Here is a 16,325-nt window from a genome sequence, read left to right as displayed (position 1 = left end):
GTTCATCACTTGGTCTGCGCACAGCGAGTGTTTCTAATGAGGCCGCAGCGCCCTAGGACGCGCCTGAACTACCGACACTCGCAAAACCACGATCTCTTATGCGCCTTTGTTCACCGGATCTGTCGACCATCATCTCAGGCTTATTGCACTGAACGGATCTCCAGAATCAGCTCCACGCTAAGAAACCATTCAAAGCAAAAGCCCTGATACAGGCCCTGCCCTTAATTTTTCAATAAATCACAGCATCAACACCCGCCAGACAACCAGTCCTGCCGTGGCAGACCGATCAGACCTGGCGGACGTTCTCTGCACTCCGCTGTTATTTTGTCGGCTTGGGATTATCCCGGCGGAACAGTTCCCATTCGTCCATCACTGTGCCGTCCGGCAGATGGCAGTAGCCAACCTGTCCTTTGGTCGCATCCTGCTGCATGCTCAGCGTGCCACCTTTTTTGGTACAATAAAGCGCTGCCGGATTGGGAATACGGAGCGGCCGAACGCTGTTGCGGCTCTGGTCTTGCGTATTATGCTCACACCCTGCCAGCATCCCTGCGGCACAAACCGCCAGTGCGGCTCGGGTCAGACGAGAAAACGTAAGGGTCATGGCAGTGCGTCCTGTTTTGATTATCTGAAAGACAGTCTCTCGTATGGGTCGGGATTTGTCACGCCCTGCACAGCCCTCTGCGCACCTTTTCCACGTTTTTCACGCAGATCGCCCCTCACCTGCATCATGCAGACATGGCTCCAGCAACGCGCACAGCCAGTCCGCAAAGACCTGCAAGCGATGAGAAAAATGTCGACGGTGCTGGTAGAGTAACGTCATCGGCATAGGCTCTGCCCGCCACGCAGGCAGGACTTCCGCCAGCTCCCCTGCCTTCAAGTGGTGCTGCACATCATAGGCTGGCACCTGAATCAGTCCCAACCCGGCCAGACAGCAGGCTATCAGGGCTTCCGCACTGTTGACGGTCACACGGCTAGCCATGGCACAGGTGTGTAGCTGCCCGCCTTCCTGCCACTCCCATTCTTCTACGCGCCCACTGAAGGCAGACGCATAGCCGATAGCAAGATGCTTCGGCAGATCCTGGGGAGTGCCGGGCATGCCGTAACGAGCGAGATAGGCAGGGCTTGCAACGTTAATCAACGCCAGTTCGCCAACCTTGCGGGCAATCAGCCCGGAATCCTGCAAAGGCCCGATGCGCAGCACGCAATCAATCCCGTCTTCCACCAGATTGACAGGCCTGTCCGTTACCCCCAGTTCAATATCAATCTCAGGATAGCGCTCCAGAAAATCCGGCAACGCCGGAGCTACAATCAACCGCCCGATCCGCCCCGGCATATCCACGCGCAAAACGCCACGCGGCGAAGCTTTATCTCGGCGGAACAGGCCTTCTGCCTCTTCCACATCCGCCACCAGTCGCAGACAGACATCATAAAATGCCCGACCATCCGCCGTGGTGGAAACGGTGCGTGTTGTGCGGGATAGTAAGCGCGCCCCTACCCGGCTTTCCAGCGCCTGAATAGCTGTAGAAACGGAAGACCGGGGCATGTTGAGTGTATCCGCAGCCCTTGAGAAACTGCCAGAATCCACCACACGCAGGAAAATACGAAAAAGATCAATCCGATCCACAACACCCTCGGGTAGCACGCTCAATTGTTCGGATTATACGACAAGTGTTGTCTAAAGACACCTATTTATTAAGAAAAATGAAATGATACTGTTTCCCTCATGAAAGTCCGCATCCTGCGGTGTCTTTCAAGGAAAGGACAACCGGATATGGCAGACCACAGTCTCAAAGGAAAAACCGCTCTGATTACAGGCGGCGCCAAGAACCTTGGCGGCCTGATTGCCCGCGATCTCGCTGCGCATGGCGTCAAAGCCATTGCCATTCACTATAATAGTGACGCGAGCCGCCCCGAGGCCGAAAAAACTCTGGCCGACCTGAAAGCCGCCGGTGTGCAGGCCGTTGCCCTGCAGGCAGACCTGACGACCGCAGCCGCTAACAGCAAACTGTTTGCGGACACCATTGCCGCCATCGGTAAGCCCGATATTGCCATCAATACCGTCGGCAAAGTGCTGAAAAAGCCGATTGTGGAAACCTCGGAAGCCGAGTTTGACGAGATGTTCGCCATCAATTCCAAGGCGGCCTATTTCTTCATCAAGGAAGCCGGGCTGCACCTGAATGACAACGGCAAACTACTGACCCTCGTCACGTCCCTGCTGGGGGCTTACACCCCATTCTATTCCACCTACGCAGGTGCCAAGGCTCCGGTTGAACATTTCACGCGGGCAGCCTCCAAGGAGTTTGGTGCACGCGGCATTTCGGTGAACGCCATTGGTCCGGGACCGATGGACACGCCGTTCTTTTACGGTCAGGAAGCACCGGAGGCCGTGGCGTATCATAAAACCGCCGCCGCCCTGTCTGCCTTCAGCAAAACGGGTCTGACGGACATTGAAGATATTGCACCGTTCGTCCGTTTTCTGGTCTCGGAAGGCTGGTGGATGACGGGCCAGACCATTCTGGTCAATGGCGGTTACACCACCAAATAACCCGGCCTTTTGGGGAAGGAGCGCACGCACCGCTCCTTCCCCACGCCTTTCCAACAAATTGTTGTGTTTTTTCATCGAATATTTATGAGTAGGGTCAGAAGCATCAAGAGTCAGGCCGACGCCTGACACCAACCTGCGTCCGTGCAAGGTGGTGCCTTCCCTGCCTTGCAGTGAAGGGATGTGGCCAGAAGACCGGCAATAACGGACCCATGCCACGCGCGTCGTCGCTTTGTCTTTTGATCTCGTACCGTTTTGAAGAGATCAAACATGACACAGATTACCCAACAGTTTGCCAGCGATAACTATGCCGGAATCTGCCCCGAGGCTCTTGCCGCCATGCAGGAGGCCAATCAGGGCTACGTGCCAGCCTATGGCGAGGATATCTGGACCACCCGCGCGGCGGACGCCTTCCGCACCCTCTTTGAAAAAGACTGTGATGTCTTTTTTGCCTTCAATGGCACGGCAGCCAACGCACTGGCCCTCGCTTCGCTGTGTCAGTCCTATAACAGTGTGATCTGCTCCGCTCTGGCCCATGTGGAAACTGACGAATGCGGCGCACCAGAGTTCTTCTCCAACGGCTCTAAGCTGCTGCCTGCCCCCACAGAGGGCGGCAAGCTGACGCCTGACGCCATTCGCACGCTGGCAACAGAACGAACGGACATTCACTTCCCCAAACCCCGCGCCGTTACCATTACTCAACCGACCGAAACCGGGCAGGTTTATACGCTGGCTGAAATTCAGGCCATTTCCGCTGTCTGCCGTGATCTGGGCCTGCGTTTGCATATGGACGGTGCCCGTTTTGCCAATGCCTGTGCTGCCCTTGGATGCTCGCCCGCGGAGATGACATGGCAATCCGGCGTGGATGTCCTGTGCTTCGGGGGCACAAAAAACGGCATGGCCGTTGGGGAAGCCATTCTGTTTTTTGACCGCGATCTGGCGGAAGGGTTCGATTACCGCTGCAAACAGGCCGGACAACTCGCGTCCAAAATGCGCTTTCTGGCTGCCCCGTGGGTTGGCGTTCTGGAAAGCGGGGCATGGCTCCGCAATGCTATAAGCGCCAACGCTGCGGCTGCGCATCTGGCCAAACAGATTACCCCGCTTGACGGGCTGGAACTGATGTTCCCCCCAGAAGCCAATGCTGTCTTCCTGAAAGCCCCGGCAACTCTGCTGGAGGGCCTGCGAGAGAAAGGCTGGCGCTTTTACACCTTTATTGGCGGTGGCGCGCGCTTCATGTTCGCGTGGGATGCGGATCTTACTCAGGTCGATGCGCTGGCAGCGGATATTAAAAGCCTGCATGCAACACTCTAGCCGGATATTTCTTTTCCCTATGGCCCGAAATGAAATCTCAATCCGGGCCATCCCCGACGTTCTGCAGGCTGGTCTTGCCGGGGTAAACCGGATATATTCAGTCCTGCTTTCCACTTAAAATCTGGTTCTTTGCGCATGCCTGACGGTTCTTCTCCTGTAACGCGTTCTCCCTCAGCCCCTTTGCCGGAAGTCCGTCATGACTGGACGGTGCCGGAAATTCAGGCTCTGCTGGACCTTCCGTTTCCGGAGCTGATGTTCCGTGCTCAGGCAACACATAGGGCGCATTTTGACCCCACGGAAATGCAGATTTCCACGCTGCTCTCCATCAAAACCGGTGGCTGCCCGGAAGATTGCGCCTATTGCCCGCAGAGCGCGCTGCACGAAAAAAGCGTTAAGGCCGAGCGTCTGATGGCCGTCGATGCCGTGCTGACAGAAGCCCGCAAGGCGAAGGAAGCCGGGGCCAGCCGCTTCTGCATGGGGGCCGCATGGCGCTCCCCCAAGGAGCATGATCTGGAAACCGTTTGCGCCATGATTGAAGGCGTCAAAGACCTTGGTCTGGAAACCTGCGTGACACTGGGCATGCTGGATGCCGGACAGGCTGGCAAGCTGCGGGATGCCGGGCTGGATTACTACAACCACAACCTGGATACCTCGCCGGACTATTATGGCGACATCATCACCACCCGCACCTATCAGGACCGGCTGGATACCCTGTCCAACGTGCGGGATGCGGGCATTAATGTCTGCTGTGGCGGCATTGTCGGCATGGGTGAAAATGAGACAGACCGCGCCGGTCTGATTGCCGCCCTCGCCTCTCTGCCCGCGCACCCGGAAAGCGTTCCGATCAACCTGCTGGTGCGCGTAAAGGGCACACCGCTGGGTGAGTCTGAAGAAGTCGATCCGCTGGATTTTGTCCGTATGATTGCTGCGGCCCGTATCAGCATGCCCAAAAGCCGGGTCCGTCTGGCCGCTGGTCGTGAAGATATGAGCGATGAAACACAGACCCTGTGCTTCCTTGCCGGTGCAAATTCCATTTTCTACGGTGAGCGCCTGCTGACCACGCCAAACCCGCAGGCTTCGCGGGATCGCAAGCTGCTGGATAAGCTGGGCATGCATACAACTGGCATTTCTGTCTAAAATGTCTCTTGCATTCCTTGCCTGATCTGCGTCAGGAGCTGTCGCATGTCTTATATGGTCAAGGAAATGTTTCTCACCCTGCAGGGTGAGGGTGGACAGGCTGGGCGACCGGCCGTCTTCTGTCGTTTTGCAGGATGTAACCTGTGGTCTGGTCGGGAATCTGACCGGGCCGAGGCCATCTGTCAGTTCTGTGATACCGATTTTGTCGGCACGGATGGTGATGGCGGCGGCAAGTTTGAAACTGCCGAGAAGCTGGCCGAGACCATTGCCGGCCTCTGGCCCGTGTCTGGCAACGCCATGACGGTGCCGGGGCTGGTGGTTTTTACCGGTGGTGAACCGCTACTTCAGCTGGATGCGGCTCTGATTGACGCCATGCATGCCCGCAATTTCACCATTGCGGTGGAAAGCAATGGCACGCTGCACGCACCGGAGGGCATCGACTGGCTATGCATCAGCCCCAAAGAGGGCGCGGCACTGGCACAGACGAGCGGCACAGAACTCAAGCTGGTCTATCCGCAGCCGGGGCTTGATCCGGCCACACTGGAACATCTTGATTTCAAGCATTTCTGGCTCCAACCCATGGACGGGCCGAACCAGAACGACAATATACAGGCTGCCATCCGTTATTGTCTGGCCCACCCCAAATGGGGCCTTTCTTTACAGACCCACAAGCTGACCGGTATTCCCTGACCCATGTCTACTCCCGCACGCGCCTCTGAAGAAGCTGCTCTGGTCCTGTTTTCCGGCGGCCAGGATTCCGCAACCTGTCTGGCATGGGCCCTCGCCCGCTTTGGGCGGGTGGAAACGCTGGGGTTTGATTACGGGCAGCGCCATGCGGTGGAACTGGAATGCCGCGAGACCCTGCGGGATGGCCTGCGCGCCCAAAATCCGCTCTGGAAAGAGCGGCTGGGCATGGACCACACCCTTGCTCTGGGAGCACTGGGCAATATTTCTGAAACGGCGCTGACCCGCAATGCAGAAATCGCCATGGAAAAAGATGGCCTGCCCAATACCTTCGTGCCCGGTCGCAACATCATTTTCCTGACCTTTGCCGCAGCCCTCGCCGCCCGCCGCGGTATTCGCCACATTGTCACCGGCGTGTGCGAGACAGATTATTCCGGCTATCCCGACTGCCGGGATGACACCATTAAAGCCGTGCAGGTCGCCCTGAACCTTGGCATGGACTCACGCTACGTGCTGCACACACCGCTGATGTGGATTGATAAAGCCGAAACCTGGAAACTGGCTGAAGACCTGGGCGGGGCTCCGCTTGTGTCCCTGATCAATGAGGCAAGCCACACCTGTTATCTGGGAGACCGCGGCACCCTGCACCCGTGGGGGCATGGCTGTGGAGAATGTCCCGCCTGCGCCCTGCGCCGCGCCGGGTGGGAAGAGTATGTGGCGGAGAAGACCAATGCCTGATCTGGTTTTTACCCGTCGCTTTTCCATGGGCCACCGGCTGATCCACGGAGCTAGTGAATCCTGTGCCCTGCCCCACGGGCACAATGAATTTGTAATTGTACGCCTCAGCCCCACGACCCGCACGCGGCTGGATGGGAAAGGTAATATGCCGGTCTCGTTCCAGCGGGCAAAAAGCACATGGCATCGCTTTGTAGATGAAAAACTGGATCACGCCTTGCAACTGGCGGAAGATGATCCCTTGCTGGCATGGTTCCAGACCAACGAGCCTGCCCGGGCGCAGCGCATTGTCATCACACCGGGTGACCCGACAACGGAACTGATGGTCTGCCTGATGATGGCGAAACTCAGCGCCTTTTTGCGTGCAGATGGCGACGTGCTCCGTTGCACGGAAGTCTCGCTGCAGGAAACGCCGACCAATACCGTGACCTTCAGCGGCAACCCGGATGACATGATCCCGGCCGTTCGCCCGCCTGAGGCCTGCTGGTGGCACCGTGCGGATATGTCGATTTCCGACTGACGACTGAGCCGCCGTGCCGGATGGTTTTCTAACCAGTATCGGCACATCCAAACCCTTCCCACAAATTGAAGTCATCCACGGCGTAGGCCGGACGGATGAACACATTTTCTTGACCCTTACCTTTCTTCCTTCAATTCCAAAGAAATTGCATGAATAATTAAGAAAACCCATAAAAACAAAATAAATAGGCTGATTTTTGGAAAAACTCGCATACTCCTTCTGGAGTTTTCTTCATAAAATCCCGTTTTTCGATGTGATCTGGTCTCAACACGTCAAAAAATGGGCTTCAGCCCTTACGCTTTTTTTCATCTTTTTCTTCTCGTTCCTCTTTATGACCCCAGCCTATGCCCAGACAGATGATCAGGAACTGAGGAATGAACCCGCTATCCGGGTTGATACGCCTTTGCCGGATAAAGGCTCTCCCCCCTCAACCGTACCTCCCTTTGCCCGGCCAGAAGCCGTATTCGCAGACCCCGGCGGTCTGACAAGCTGGCTGAGACGGCGCGGCATTGCCTTTCTGTTCGCCAACACTAATGAATTTGCAGGAGCCATCACCAAACCGGCCCGCGGCGAGAAATTTCGCACTTACCGGCAAGGGGCCAGTAATGCCGGGCAATATGCAGCCTCCCTGAATATCGACTGGGAAATGCTGGCCGGCCTGAAAGGGCTGGCCACGCATATGATTACGACCGGGCGTTATGGCACCACGGCAAACCGCATGTTTGGAGACTGGCTCAACCATAGCTCAGAAGATTATGGCGGGGCTGGGAACGTGGCCGTGCATCTCGTCATGCTCTATGCGGAAGAAAACCTGTTTGGTAACCGCCTTGCCATAGCGGGCGGCCGCATGGCCGAGCTTTCAGATTTTGCCGCCAGTGAGCTGTTCTGCAACTTCATGAACGGTAGCATCTGCGGACGCCCCAAGGGAATTTCAGACAGTTCTTACTATCCAGGCTATCCCGCAGCCACGTGGGCCTTCCGCGTACGCGGGAGACCGACGCGTGATGTTTACGTGCAAACGGGCGTCTATTTTGCGGAAGACGGCATTTATCAGGTGGCGCAGCATCGCACAGGCTTCAAGTTCAACGGAGCCAATATCGTCGGCCATGTTGTGCCGGTTGAAGTCGGGTGGGAACCAAGAGCAGGACGGAGCCATAGCCTGCCCGGCCACTATAAAATTGGTGCTGCCTTGCAGGATGTATCGGTTGCGGACACCTACCGGGACACGAGAGGAAAACCCTATGTGTTGACGGGTGCCCAACCGGCACGACGCCAATATAGCTGGTCAAGCTGGCTCATGCTGGACCAGCAGCTTCTGCGCTATCGTAAAAGCCAGAAAAACTCAGGGATCACGGCTCTTGGTGGGCTGATCTATAATGACCCGCACACAGCCCTGCGAGATTATGAAATTTACGGCGCGCTGATTAACCGGGGTTTCTGGCGCAACCGCCCTTATGACACCATCGGGATTGCGTTCAGCTACACGCATATTGCCAAAAATGTGCAGAAAACCGAGGCACTTTTACAGAGCCAAAATCAGACCATGATCAACCACGCCACCGGCATCCAGCGGCATACCAGCGTTCTGGAAGTGAATTACGCCATCCATGTCATGCGCGGCGTCATCTTCCAGCCGGTTTTTGAATATTATTTCCGGCCCAATGGACAAGGCAATTTGCCTGATGCTGCCATGCTTGGCTTTAAAAGCCATATCGAAATTTTCTGAAGCCCTCTGCTGCGGGCCAGTGTTCCATGGCCCGCAGCGAAGGATTACAAAACCTCAGACGTCTGCCAGTTCCAGAACCTTCGTGGTTTTATCCCGCAACTCAGCGCACAGATCCGGGTTATTCGCCAGTGTCTGACCATAAGACGGGATCATGGCTTTCAGTTTTGCATCCCATTCCGGCAGCTTCTCAGCAAAGCATTTTTTCAGCACGGTCAGCATGATGGGTGCTGCCGTGGAAGCGCCTGGAGACGCCCCAAGCAGAGCAGCGATTGAACCATCCTGACTGGAAATCACTTCCGTCCCAAATTGCAGAACCCCGCCCTTCTGAGCGTCTTTCTTGATAATCTGCACGCGCTGGCCAGCCACCACCAGTTCCCAGTCCTTGGACCGCGCGGTGGGGACAAAGTCCCGCAGGGCATTCATCCGTTCACTATTGGACTGCATGACCTGCTCAATCAGATATTTGGTCAGCGGCCAGTTATCCCGCGCAACGGACAGGATAGCCTTGATGTTATCAGGCCGGATGGAGCGGGGCAGATCCATCAGAGACCCATGTTTGAGGAAACGGGTTGAGAAGCCCGCATACGGCCCAAACAGCAACGCGGGCTTGCCGTCAATCATGCGAGTGTCCAGATGCGGCACGGACATGGGCGGCGCACCAACAGAAGCCTTCCCGTACACCTTGGCCCGATGCTGCGCCACAATCTCCGGGTTCGTGCAGCGCAGGAACTGGCCACTGACCGGGAACCCGCCGACCCCTTTGGCTTCCGGGATACCCGTTTTCTGAAGCAGAGACAGCGCACCGCCCCCCGCCCCAATAAAGACAAAGCGAGCATTGACCGTACGCTGCGTATTGAGGCGAAGATCCTGCACCAGAATCTGCCACCGCCCATCCGGTCCGCGCTTGATATTCAGCACATCATGTTTGGTATGCAGGGTGCAGCCGCCGGTTTCTGTCAGATAGCTGAACAGCAGGCGCGTCAGCGCGCCATAGTTCACATCTGTCCCGTTCAGGCTCCGCGTTACAGCCAGAGGCTGCCCCGGCGGCCGCGCCTGCATAACAAGCGGCATCCACTGCGCCATCTGGGCGGGATCTTCAGAATATTCCATGCCAGAAAACAGCGGGTGGGCGTTCAGGGCCTCATGGCGCTTACGCAGGAAGGCAACATTCGCTTCCCCCCAGACAAAGCTCATGTGCGGCACAGGCGTAATAAAATCACGGGGAGAAGCAATAATATCGTTCTCAACCAGATGGGACCAGAACTGGCGGGAGATCTGGAACGCCTCATTCACCGCAACAGCTTTGCTGATATCCACGCTGCCATCGGCTTTCTGCGGCGTATAATTCAGCTCACACAGCGCTGAATGGCCGGTACCGGCATTATTCCACGCATCCGAACTTTCTTCCGCCACACTATCCAGACGCTCAAAAATGCTGATGCGCCAGTCCGGCTGTAACTGCCGGAGAAACACCCCAAGGGTGGCGCTCATCACGCCCCCACCAATCAGGGCGACATCAACGGATGAAGAAGGATCGGTCGTGGTGGAACTCATCATGGTCTCCGCATTATCAGCCCATTTCTTCCCATCGGAAGCAGGAGACGGGCAGAAGGTCTTTCCCGCATGCCGTGGTTCCCGCTCCGGTGCAAGAGCGGGCGTGAGGTAACCCGTGTGGTTATGCGCATATCCTATGCCACATTTTCAGTCCGCCACGGTTCTCATCTCTGCGAGAGCGGAGCAGCATTGCGTGAACTTAACGGCTGAGGCCGCGTTCTGTGCACTCTCCGCCCGACGAAGAAAAGGATGATATCATGGCTATCAAAAAACATGGCTTTGCCCACTGGGAAGGCACCATCAAAGAAGGGCGCGGCACTATTTCCACGGAAAGCCATGCCCTTGAAAACCAGCCTTACGGTTTTAATACGCGCTTTGAGGGTAAGCCGGGCACCAACCCGGAAGAGCTACTGGGTGCTGCGCACGCAGCCTGTTTTTCCATGGCGCTCTCCCTCATTCTGGGAGATGCCGGTCTGACAGCAAAATCTATCGACACCACAGCCGAAGTAAGCCTGAACAAGGCCGCTGATGGATTTGAGATTGATGCGGTAGCCCTCAAGCTGGAAGCCGAAGTGCCGGGCGCAACACCCGAACAGTTTCAGGAACTGGCGAACAAAGCCAAGACTGGCTGCCCGGTTTCCAAACTCTTCAAAGCCAACATTACGCTGGACGCCAAACTGGTTGGCTAAGCTTTAGCCAACCTGCCCGCGATGCCGCAAAAGATGGTCTGCCAACACGCAGGCCATCATGGCTTCCCCCACGGGCACGGCACGTATCCCAACGCACGGATCATGCCGCCCTTTGGTAATGACGTCTTTATTCTGACCATCACGCGTCACAGACGGCACCGGTGCGAGCATTGAACTGGTCGGCTTGACCGCAAACCGCGCCACAACCGGCTGACCACTGGAAATACCACCCAGAATGCCGCCAGCATGGTTCGCACCAAAAGCAATCTGGCCATCCTGCATGGACAGCGGATCGGCATTCTCAAGGCCGGTCAGAGCGGCAGACGCAAACCCATCCCCAATTTCCACGCCTTTGACGGCATTGATGCTCATCAGCGCAGCAGCCAGATCAGAATCCAGCTTGCCGTAAACCGGCGCGCCAAGACCGGGCGGAACGCCTTCCGCCACAACTTCAATCACCGCACCGATGGACAGCCCCGCCTTACGGATACCAGCCAGATACTCTTCCCATTCCGGCACGCAGGCCGCGTCCGGGCAGAAGAACGGATTACGGGTCACCTCATCCCAGTCCCAGCGGGACCGATCAATCTTGTGCGGACCAAGCTGCACCAGAGCACCGCGAATACGCACGCCCTGCCCCAGCACCTGCCGCGCCACAGCACCTGCCGCCACCCGGCACGCCGTCTCACGCGCGGAAGAGCGTCCGCCGCCCCGATAGTCACGGATGCCGTATTTCAGGTCATACGTCAGATCTGCATGGCCGGGGCGATAGGTCTGAGCAATATCGCCGTAGTCACGGGACCGCTGGTCCGTGTTTTCAATCAGCAGGGAAATGGGGGTGCCTGTTGTCTGCCCTTCAAACACGCCGGAGAGGATGCGCACGGCATCCGGCTCCTTACGCTGGGTGGTAAAGGCAGACTGACCGGGCCGGCGCTGATCCAGAAACGGCTGAATATCAGCCTCTGTCAGAGGCAGGCGGGGCGGACAACCATCCACTACACAGCCAATGGCCGGTCCATGGCTTTCACCCCAGGTGGTGACGCGAAAAAGATGGCCAAAGCTGTTGTAGGACACAGTAAACCTCAGTCGCCTGCTACAGAGATATCCGGAGCCGTGGGGTTTTTCATGCCCACAATGTTATAGCCGCAATCCACGTGATGAATTTCACCCGTCACGCCGGAAGACAGGTCAGAGAGCATATAAAGCCCTGCCCCGCCCACTTCTTCCAGAGCCACGTTGCGTTCCAGCGGTGCATTATACTGGTTCCACTTCAGAATGTAGCGGAAATCGCCAATGCCGCTGGCAGCCAGCGTCTTGATGGGGCCGGCAGAAATACCGTTGACGCGAATACCATCACGTCCCAGATCTGCCGCCATGTAACGAACAGATGCTTCCAGAGCAGCCTTGGCAACACCCATCACATTGTAATGCGGCATTACGCGTTCAGCGCCCAGATAGGTCAGGGTCAGCAGAGAACCACCATCCTTCATCAGGGCAGAAGCGCGCTGGGCCACTGCGGTAAAGGAGAAGCAGGAAATATCCATGGCTGTCAGGAAAGCCTCACGCGGGGTATCGACATAGCGCCCACGCAGGAACTGCTTATCGGCCCAGCCAATAGCATGCACCACAAAGTCCAGCTTGCCCCACTTTTTCTCCAGCGTGGCAAACAGCTCATCCAGAGCGGCCTCATCCGTCACGTCACACGGCAGAACCAGAGAGGCCCCAATGCTTTCAGCCAGCGGCTTGACGCGCTTGCCCAGCGCTTCACCCTGATAGGTGAACGCCATCTCACCACCCTGAGCCGCAACCGCCTGTGCAATCCCCCAGGCAATGGAACGATCATTGGCAACACCCATTACCAGACCTTTTTTGCCCTGCATCAATGTTCCCTGGGCGGGCAATGTGGTGTTGTTGGAAGACATGCTGTGACCTCGACCTGTCTGTTGAGTGTGCTCTAAAAACTGTAGCGGTTGGTCGCATACCACAGCCTGCTAAACAAGACCAAAGCGCTTGCGTAACGCTTCAAACCATTCTTGCCTTTCGATACAAAGCGTGAAGAGCGGCTTTATTCGATGCTGAAAGAACAGGGTATGACTGAATCGACCTCCACTCCCTCCCCGGCCTCCTCGCCAGCGTTGATTGACCTTGCGGCCGATCCGTTCACTCTGTTTTCCGAATGGATGCAGGAGGCTGAAAAAACCGAACCCTCAGATCCAAACGCCATGGTCGTTGCCACCAGCACGCCGAATGGCCACCCTTCTGCCCGGATTGTGCTGCTGAAGGGCATGGATCGTCGTGGGTTTGTTTTCTACACCAATCACGACAGCCGCAAGGGGAATGAACTGGCGGAAAATCCGCATGTCGCCTTGCTGTTTCACTGGAAGAGCCTGCGCCGGCAGATCCGGATTGAAGGCACGGTAACCCCGGTTACCGCAGAAGAAGCCGATGCCTATTTTGCGAGTCGGAGCCGTATCTCCCGCATGGGGGCTGTTGCGTCTGATCAGTCCCGCCCGCTGGCGGACCGCGCGATTTTTGAGCAGCGCCTGAAGGATGTGGAAGCCCGTTACGAAGGGCAGGATCTCATTCCGCGTCCGGAAAACTGGTCTGGCTACCGGGTGACACCGACCTGTTTTGAGTTCTGGCAGGAAAGACCCTACCGCCTGCATGATCGCGCAACATGGACGCGGGACGGAAACCACTGGAATGTCACGCGTTTATATCCATAACTCTTACGGAACAGGTCAACCGGTCGGCCAGCCCGATTCTTATCAACGCGGAGAACAAGAACAATGAAAGACGTCCGTAAAATCCTGCTCCCCATGGTCAGCACCTCCAATGGGGAAGCCGCGCTGATTCGGGGCTACAATTTTGCCCGCCGCTTTGGCGCGCATCTGGCTGTGTTGCATGTCCGCCCGGACGGCCGAGACATTGCGCCGCTGGCCGGTGAAGGCCTGTCCGGCGCGATGGTAGAAGATCTGATGCGCACCGCCGAGCATGAAAGCTCACGCCATGCGCATGAAGTGCGTGCGCTGTTTGAACGCTTTGTGGCGGCGCACCCGGATATTGAAGTGATTTCTCCTCACTCGGTTTTCCCGTGGGACAAGCCGAGCATCAGCTTCAACATCATCAATGGTGCGGAAAGTGAGATTGTCCCCTCTCACGCCCGTCTGTCGGACTTCACACTGGTGCCGCATCCGGATTCAGGCGCGGAAGTCTCGTCTTCCGAAACGCTGCATGCGGTTCTGTTTGATAGTGGCCGCCCTGTTGTCATCGCGCCCCGCACGCCCCCCAAAGGCATGATTAAGCGCGTCTGCATTGGCTGGAACGGCACGGCTGAATCCTCTTCAGCCCTGCGTGGCGCTCTGGCATGGGCTCAGACGGCAGAAGCGGTGCGGGTTCTGCATTGTGAGGATTATCAGCGTCGCGGCCCCAAGGCGCGCGATGTGATCGACTATCTTTCTTTCCACGGTATTAAAGCCGACTCTGTCGATTTCCCGCCGGTAGACCGGGATGTCGGCAAGGGCCTGCTGGCCGCCTGCCACGATTTTGATGCGGATATGCTGGCCATGGGGGCTTATTCTCACTCCCGCCTGCGTCAGCTCATTCTGGGCGGCGTGACGCGTTATATTTTGGAACATGCCGATCTGACGGTGCTGATGAGCCGATAAAATCGGCATTTCAGCAGGCTTCACAGCGACCAGTAGATAAAAAAATATCCCCCGGACTGCATAAGAGTCCGGGGGATATTTTTATTCAGCGTTGCCATTTTATAGCAGCCAGCCCTCTTACAAAACGCCGACCGCAAACGGTCCTCAGGCTTTTTCCGGGTCAGGCAGCGTAAAGCTCAGCCCGTCGCAGGCAGCCTCTACCCCGTCCGGCAGATTGGCCTGCATCCACGCCCAGTCCATATCCGGCCCCAGATGGGTCAGAATCAGGCGGCGCGGCTGGATACGATCTTTCCATTCCAGCACCCGGTCCAGCCAGGCGTGAGCGCTATGCGGCTCCTTCTGGAAGCAATCGACAATCCACGTATCGACCCCGGCCAGCACCTCGAATGAGGCTTCGGGCAGTTCCACAACATCTGTGCTGTAAGCAAAATCCCCACAACGCAGACCCGATGACGGGATACGCCCGTGGCTCTGCTCAAACAGCGAGACCTTGTAGCCCCCCATCACCACATCCCCATGTAACGGCACCGGATGCGCTTCAACCACGGCACGAAAGAAATGGGGCGGGGTCCAGGGCTGGAACACATAGTTAAAGCGCGTCTGGATTTCCTCCAGCACGGAGGGCGTGGCGTAAGCCGTAATCGGCTGCTTCACCACGCGGTTAATCCCCCGTACCTCATCTAACCCCGCAATATGGTCGGCATGAGCGTGGGTGTAGAAAATGGATTTGAAGGCGCTAATCCCGTGCGTCAGCAACTGGGCACGGATATCCGGCCCGGTATCCACCAGAATTCCTTCCCCATCTTCCATCTGAATGAAAATCGAAGCGCGGGTACGGATATTCCGGGGTTCCTTCGGGTCACACTGTCCCCAGATGCCGTGGCCGTCTTCACCGCCAAGCATGGGCACACCGGCGGAGCCGCCGCACCCCAGAATTATCACCTTCATACCGTCTGTCTTTCTGCTCAGACCGCCTTACGGAAGAGACGGAAAAAATTATCGGTCGTCATCTGTGTGAAATCGGCCAGATCCTGCCCACGCTCCTGCGCAAGGCAGGCTGCCGTATAGGCCACATAGGCCGGTTCATTCCGCTTTCCACGGCGTGGCACAGGAGCCAGATAGGGGGAGTCGGTTTCTACCAGAATACGGTCCGCCGGCAGGTCCCGCGCAACCTCGCGGTATTCACCGCATTTCGGGAAGGTCGCAATCCCGGAAAAGCTGACATAGCCGCCCAGCTCCACCACACACCGGGCCAGATCGACACTGGAGGCAAAGCAGTGCAGCAGGATGGGAAAGGCGCCTTTGGCTGATTCGTCCCGCAGAATCTGCGCCACATCCTCATCGGCCTGCCGGGCGTGGATAATAATGGGCACATTCAGCGCACGGGCGGCGCCAATATGCTGCCGGAAGCTCTCCTGCTGAAGCGGCCTGACTTCTTCCGCTCCGTGGAAATAATCCAGACCACTTTCGCCAATCCCAACGACATTCGGCGCATCAGCGATTGCGACAATCTCTTCCACTGCCGGCACCGGCACTTCTTCAACATGGTCCGGATGCGTGCCGACCGTGCACCACACCCGGACATCCGGCGTATTGAACGTCGTCAGGCGTTTCTGCTCATCGGCCCGAGCCAGACGGGTGCCGATGGTTACCATCCCGGCAACGCCGGCCTCTTTGGCCGCCGTCAGCAGAGCGGGCAGTTCTTCATCCGTGTAGTGATCCAGATGACAATGGGAGTCGATTAGTCCAGTCATACTCG

General features: G+C 57.2%; 17 protein-coding genes and 1 riboswitch. Of the genes, 10 read left to right on the top strand and 7 right to left on the bottom strand.

What is annotated here, in order from left to right; all coding sequences use genetic code 11:
• Positions 1 to 319 precede the first annotated feature (319 nt).
• Both KP703_RS02200 and KP703_RS02195 read right to left on the bottom strand, forming a co-directional pair.
• A complete protein-coding gene (locus tag KP703_RS02200; protein WP_062140208.1) occupies positions 320 to 601 on the bottom strand; it encodes a DUF333 domain-containing protein in 282 nt (93 codons plus the stop codon).
• Between the two features lie 99 nt (positions 602 to 700).
• Positions 701 to 1,624, bottom strand: a complete 924-nt coding sequence (locus KP703_RS02195; protein ID WP_215753740.1) for a LysR family transcriptional regulator — start codon at positions 1,622 to 1,624, stop codon at positions 701 to 703.
• Positions 1,625 to 1,771: 147 nt separating this feature from the next.
• On the opposite strand from KP703_RS02195, the gene KP703_RS02190 reads away from it, so the two are divergent.
• The 7 genes from KP703_RS02190 (at position 1,772) to KP703_RS02160 (ending at position 8,655) form a co-directional block, all read left to right on the top strand.
• Positions 1,772 to 2,545 (top strand): SDR family oxidoreductase, encoded by a 774-nt coding sequence (locus tag KP703_RS02190; RefSeq protein WP_062140203.1) that lies wholly within the window; start codon positions 1,772 to 1,774, stop codon positions 2,543 to 2,545.
• Positions 2,546 to 2,640: 95 nt separating this feature from the next.
• Positions 2,641 to 2,758: riboswitch (SAM-I-IV-variant riboswitch) on the top strand.
• Between the two features lie 54 nt (positions 2,759 to 2,812).
• On the top strand, positions 2,813 to 3,853 hold the full coding sequence (locus tag KP703_RS02185) for a low specificity L-threonine aldolase (RefSeq protein WP_215753666.1): 1,041 nt from the start codon (positions 2,813 to 2,815) through the stop codon (positions 3,851 to 3,853).
• 135 nt (positions 3,854 to 3,988) lie between these two features.
• Entirely contained in the window at positions 3,989 to 4,990 is a 1,002-nt protein-coding gene (gene bioB, locus KP703_RS02180; protein ID WP_215753665.1) for a biotin synthase BioB, read from the top strand.
• Between the two features lie 45 nt (positions 4,991 to 5,035).
• A complete protein-coding gene (gene queE / locus KP703_RS02175) occupies positions 5,036 to 5,680 on the top strand; it encodes a 7-carboxy-7-deazaguanine synthase (protein WP_215753664.1) in 645 nt (214 codons plus the stop codon).
• 3 nt (positions 5,681 to 5,683) lie between these two features.
• Complete coding sequence (gene queC, locus KP703_RS02170; RefSeq protein WP_215753663.1) at positions 5,684 to 6,412, top strand: 7-cyano-7-deazaguanine synthase QueC; 729 nt, start codon at positions 5,684 to 5,686, stop codon at positions 6,410 to 6,412.
• A complete protein-coding gene (locus KP703_RS02165) occupies positions 6,405 to 6,929 on the top strand; it encodes a 6-carboxytetrahydropterin synthase (protein ID WP_215753662.1) in 525 nt (174 codons plus the stop codon). Before queC ends, KP703_RS02165 begins: the two co-directional genes overlap by 8 nt.
• A 331-nt stretch (positions 6,930 to 7,260) precedes the next feature.
• A complete protein-coding gene (locus KP703_RS02160; protein ID WP_215753661.1) occupies positions 7,261 to 8,655 on the top strand; it encodes a carbohydrate porin in 1,395 nt (464 codons plus the stop codon).
• Between the two features lie 54 nt (positions 8,656 to 8,709).
• Here KP703_RS02160 and KP703_RS02155 read toward each other — a convergent pair whose 3' ends face one another.
• Positions 8,710 to 10,209, bottom strand: coding sequence for a malate:quinone oxidoreductase (locus tag KP703_RS02155; RefSeq protein WP_062140455.1), 1,500 nt, complete (start codon positions 10,207 to 10,209; stop codon positions 8,710 to 8,712).
• A 257-nt stretch (positions 10,210 to 10,466) separates the two neighbouring features.
• Here KP703_RS02155 and KP703_RS02150 point away from each other — a divergent pair, with 257 nt between their 5' ends.
• Positions 10,467 to 10,898, top strand: coding sequence for an OsmC family protein (locus KP703_RS02150; RefSeq protein ID WP_062140453.1), 432 nt, complete (start codon positions 10,467 to 10,469; stop codon positions 10,896 to 10,898).
• A gap of 3 nt (positions 10,899 to 10,901) precedes the next feature.
• On the opposite strand, the gene aroC is transcribed toward KP703_RS02150, so the two are convergent.
• Positions 10,902 to 11,972, bottom strand: a complete 1,071-nt coding sequence (aroC, locus tag KP703_RS02145) for a chorismate synthase (RefSeq protein ID WP_062272784.1) — start codon at positions 11,970 to 11,972, stop codon at positions 10,902 to 10,904.
• Between the two features lie 8 nt (positions 11,973 to 11,980).
• Positions 11,981 to 12,820 carry an enoyl-ACP reductase FabI gene (gene fabI / locus KP703_RS02140; protein ID WP_061509200.1) on the bottom strand — a complete coding sequence of 280 codons (840 nt, stop codon included), beginning with the start codon at positions 12,818 to 12,820 and terminating at the stop codon, positions 11,981 to 11,983.
• A 168-nt stretch (positions 12,821 to 12,988) separates the two neighbouring features.
• Between fabI and pdxH the strand changes: the two genes are divergently transcribed.
• Both pdxH and KP703_RS02130 read left to right on the top strand, forming a co-directional pair.
• Positions 12,989 to 13,624 (top strand): pyridoxamine 5'-phosphate oxidase, encoded by a 636-nt coding sequence (gene pdxH, locus KP703_RS02135; protein ID WP_062140451.1) that lies wholly within the window; start codon positions 12,989 to 12,991, stop codon positions 13,622 to 13,624.
• A 63-nt stretch (positions 13,625 to 13,687) separates the two neighbouring features.
• Entirely contained in the window at positions 13,688 to 14,566 is an 879-nt protein-coding gene (locus tag KP703_RS02130; protein WP_062140187.1) for a universal stress protein, read from the top strand.
• Positions 14,567 to 14,710: 144 nt separating this feature from the next.
• On the opposite strand, the gene KP703_RS02125 is transcribed toward KP703_RS02130, so the two are convergent.
• On the bottom strand, positions 14,711 to 15,514 hold the full coding sequence (locus tag KP703_RS02125) for an MBL fold metallo-hydrolase (RefSeq protein WP_215753660.1): 804 nt from the start codon (positions 15,512 to 15,514) through the stop codon (positions 14,711 to 14,713).
• Between the two features lie 17 nt (positions 15,515 to 15,531).
• Positions 15,532 to 16,320 carry a TatD family hydrolase gene (locus tag KP703_RS02120; protein ID WP_215753659.1) on the bottom strand — a complete coding sequence of 263 codons (789 nt, stop codon included), beginning with the start codon at positions 16,318 to 16,320 and terminating at the stop codon, positions 15,532 to 15,534.
• Positions 16,321 to 16,325: the final 5 nt, after the last annotated feature.

It is taken from the genome of Acetobacter sp. P5B1, assembly GCF_018811985.1.
Classification (GTDB): domain Bacteria; phylum Pseudomonadota; class Alphaproteobacteria; order Acetobacterales; family Acetobacteraceae; genus Acetobacter; species Acetobacter cerevisiae.
Note: the sequence above shows the minus strand (reverse complement) of the source record. Positions and strands in the feature narration are given on the sequence as shown.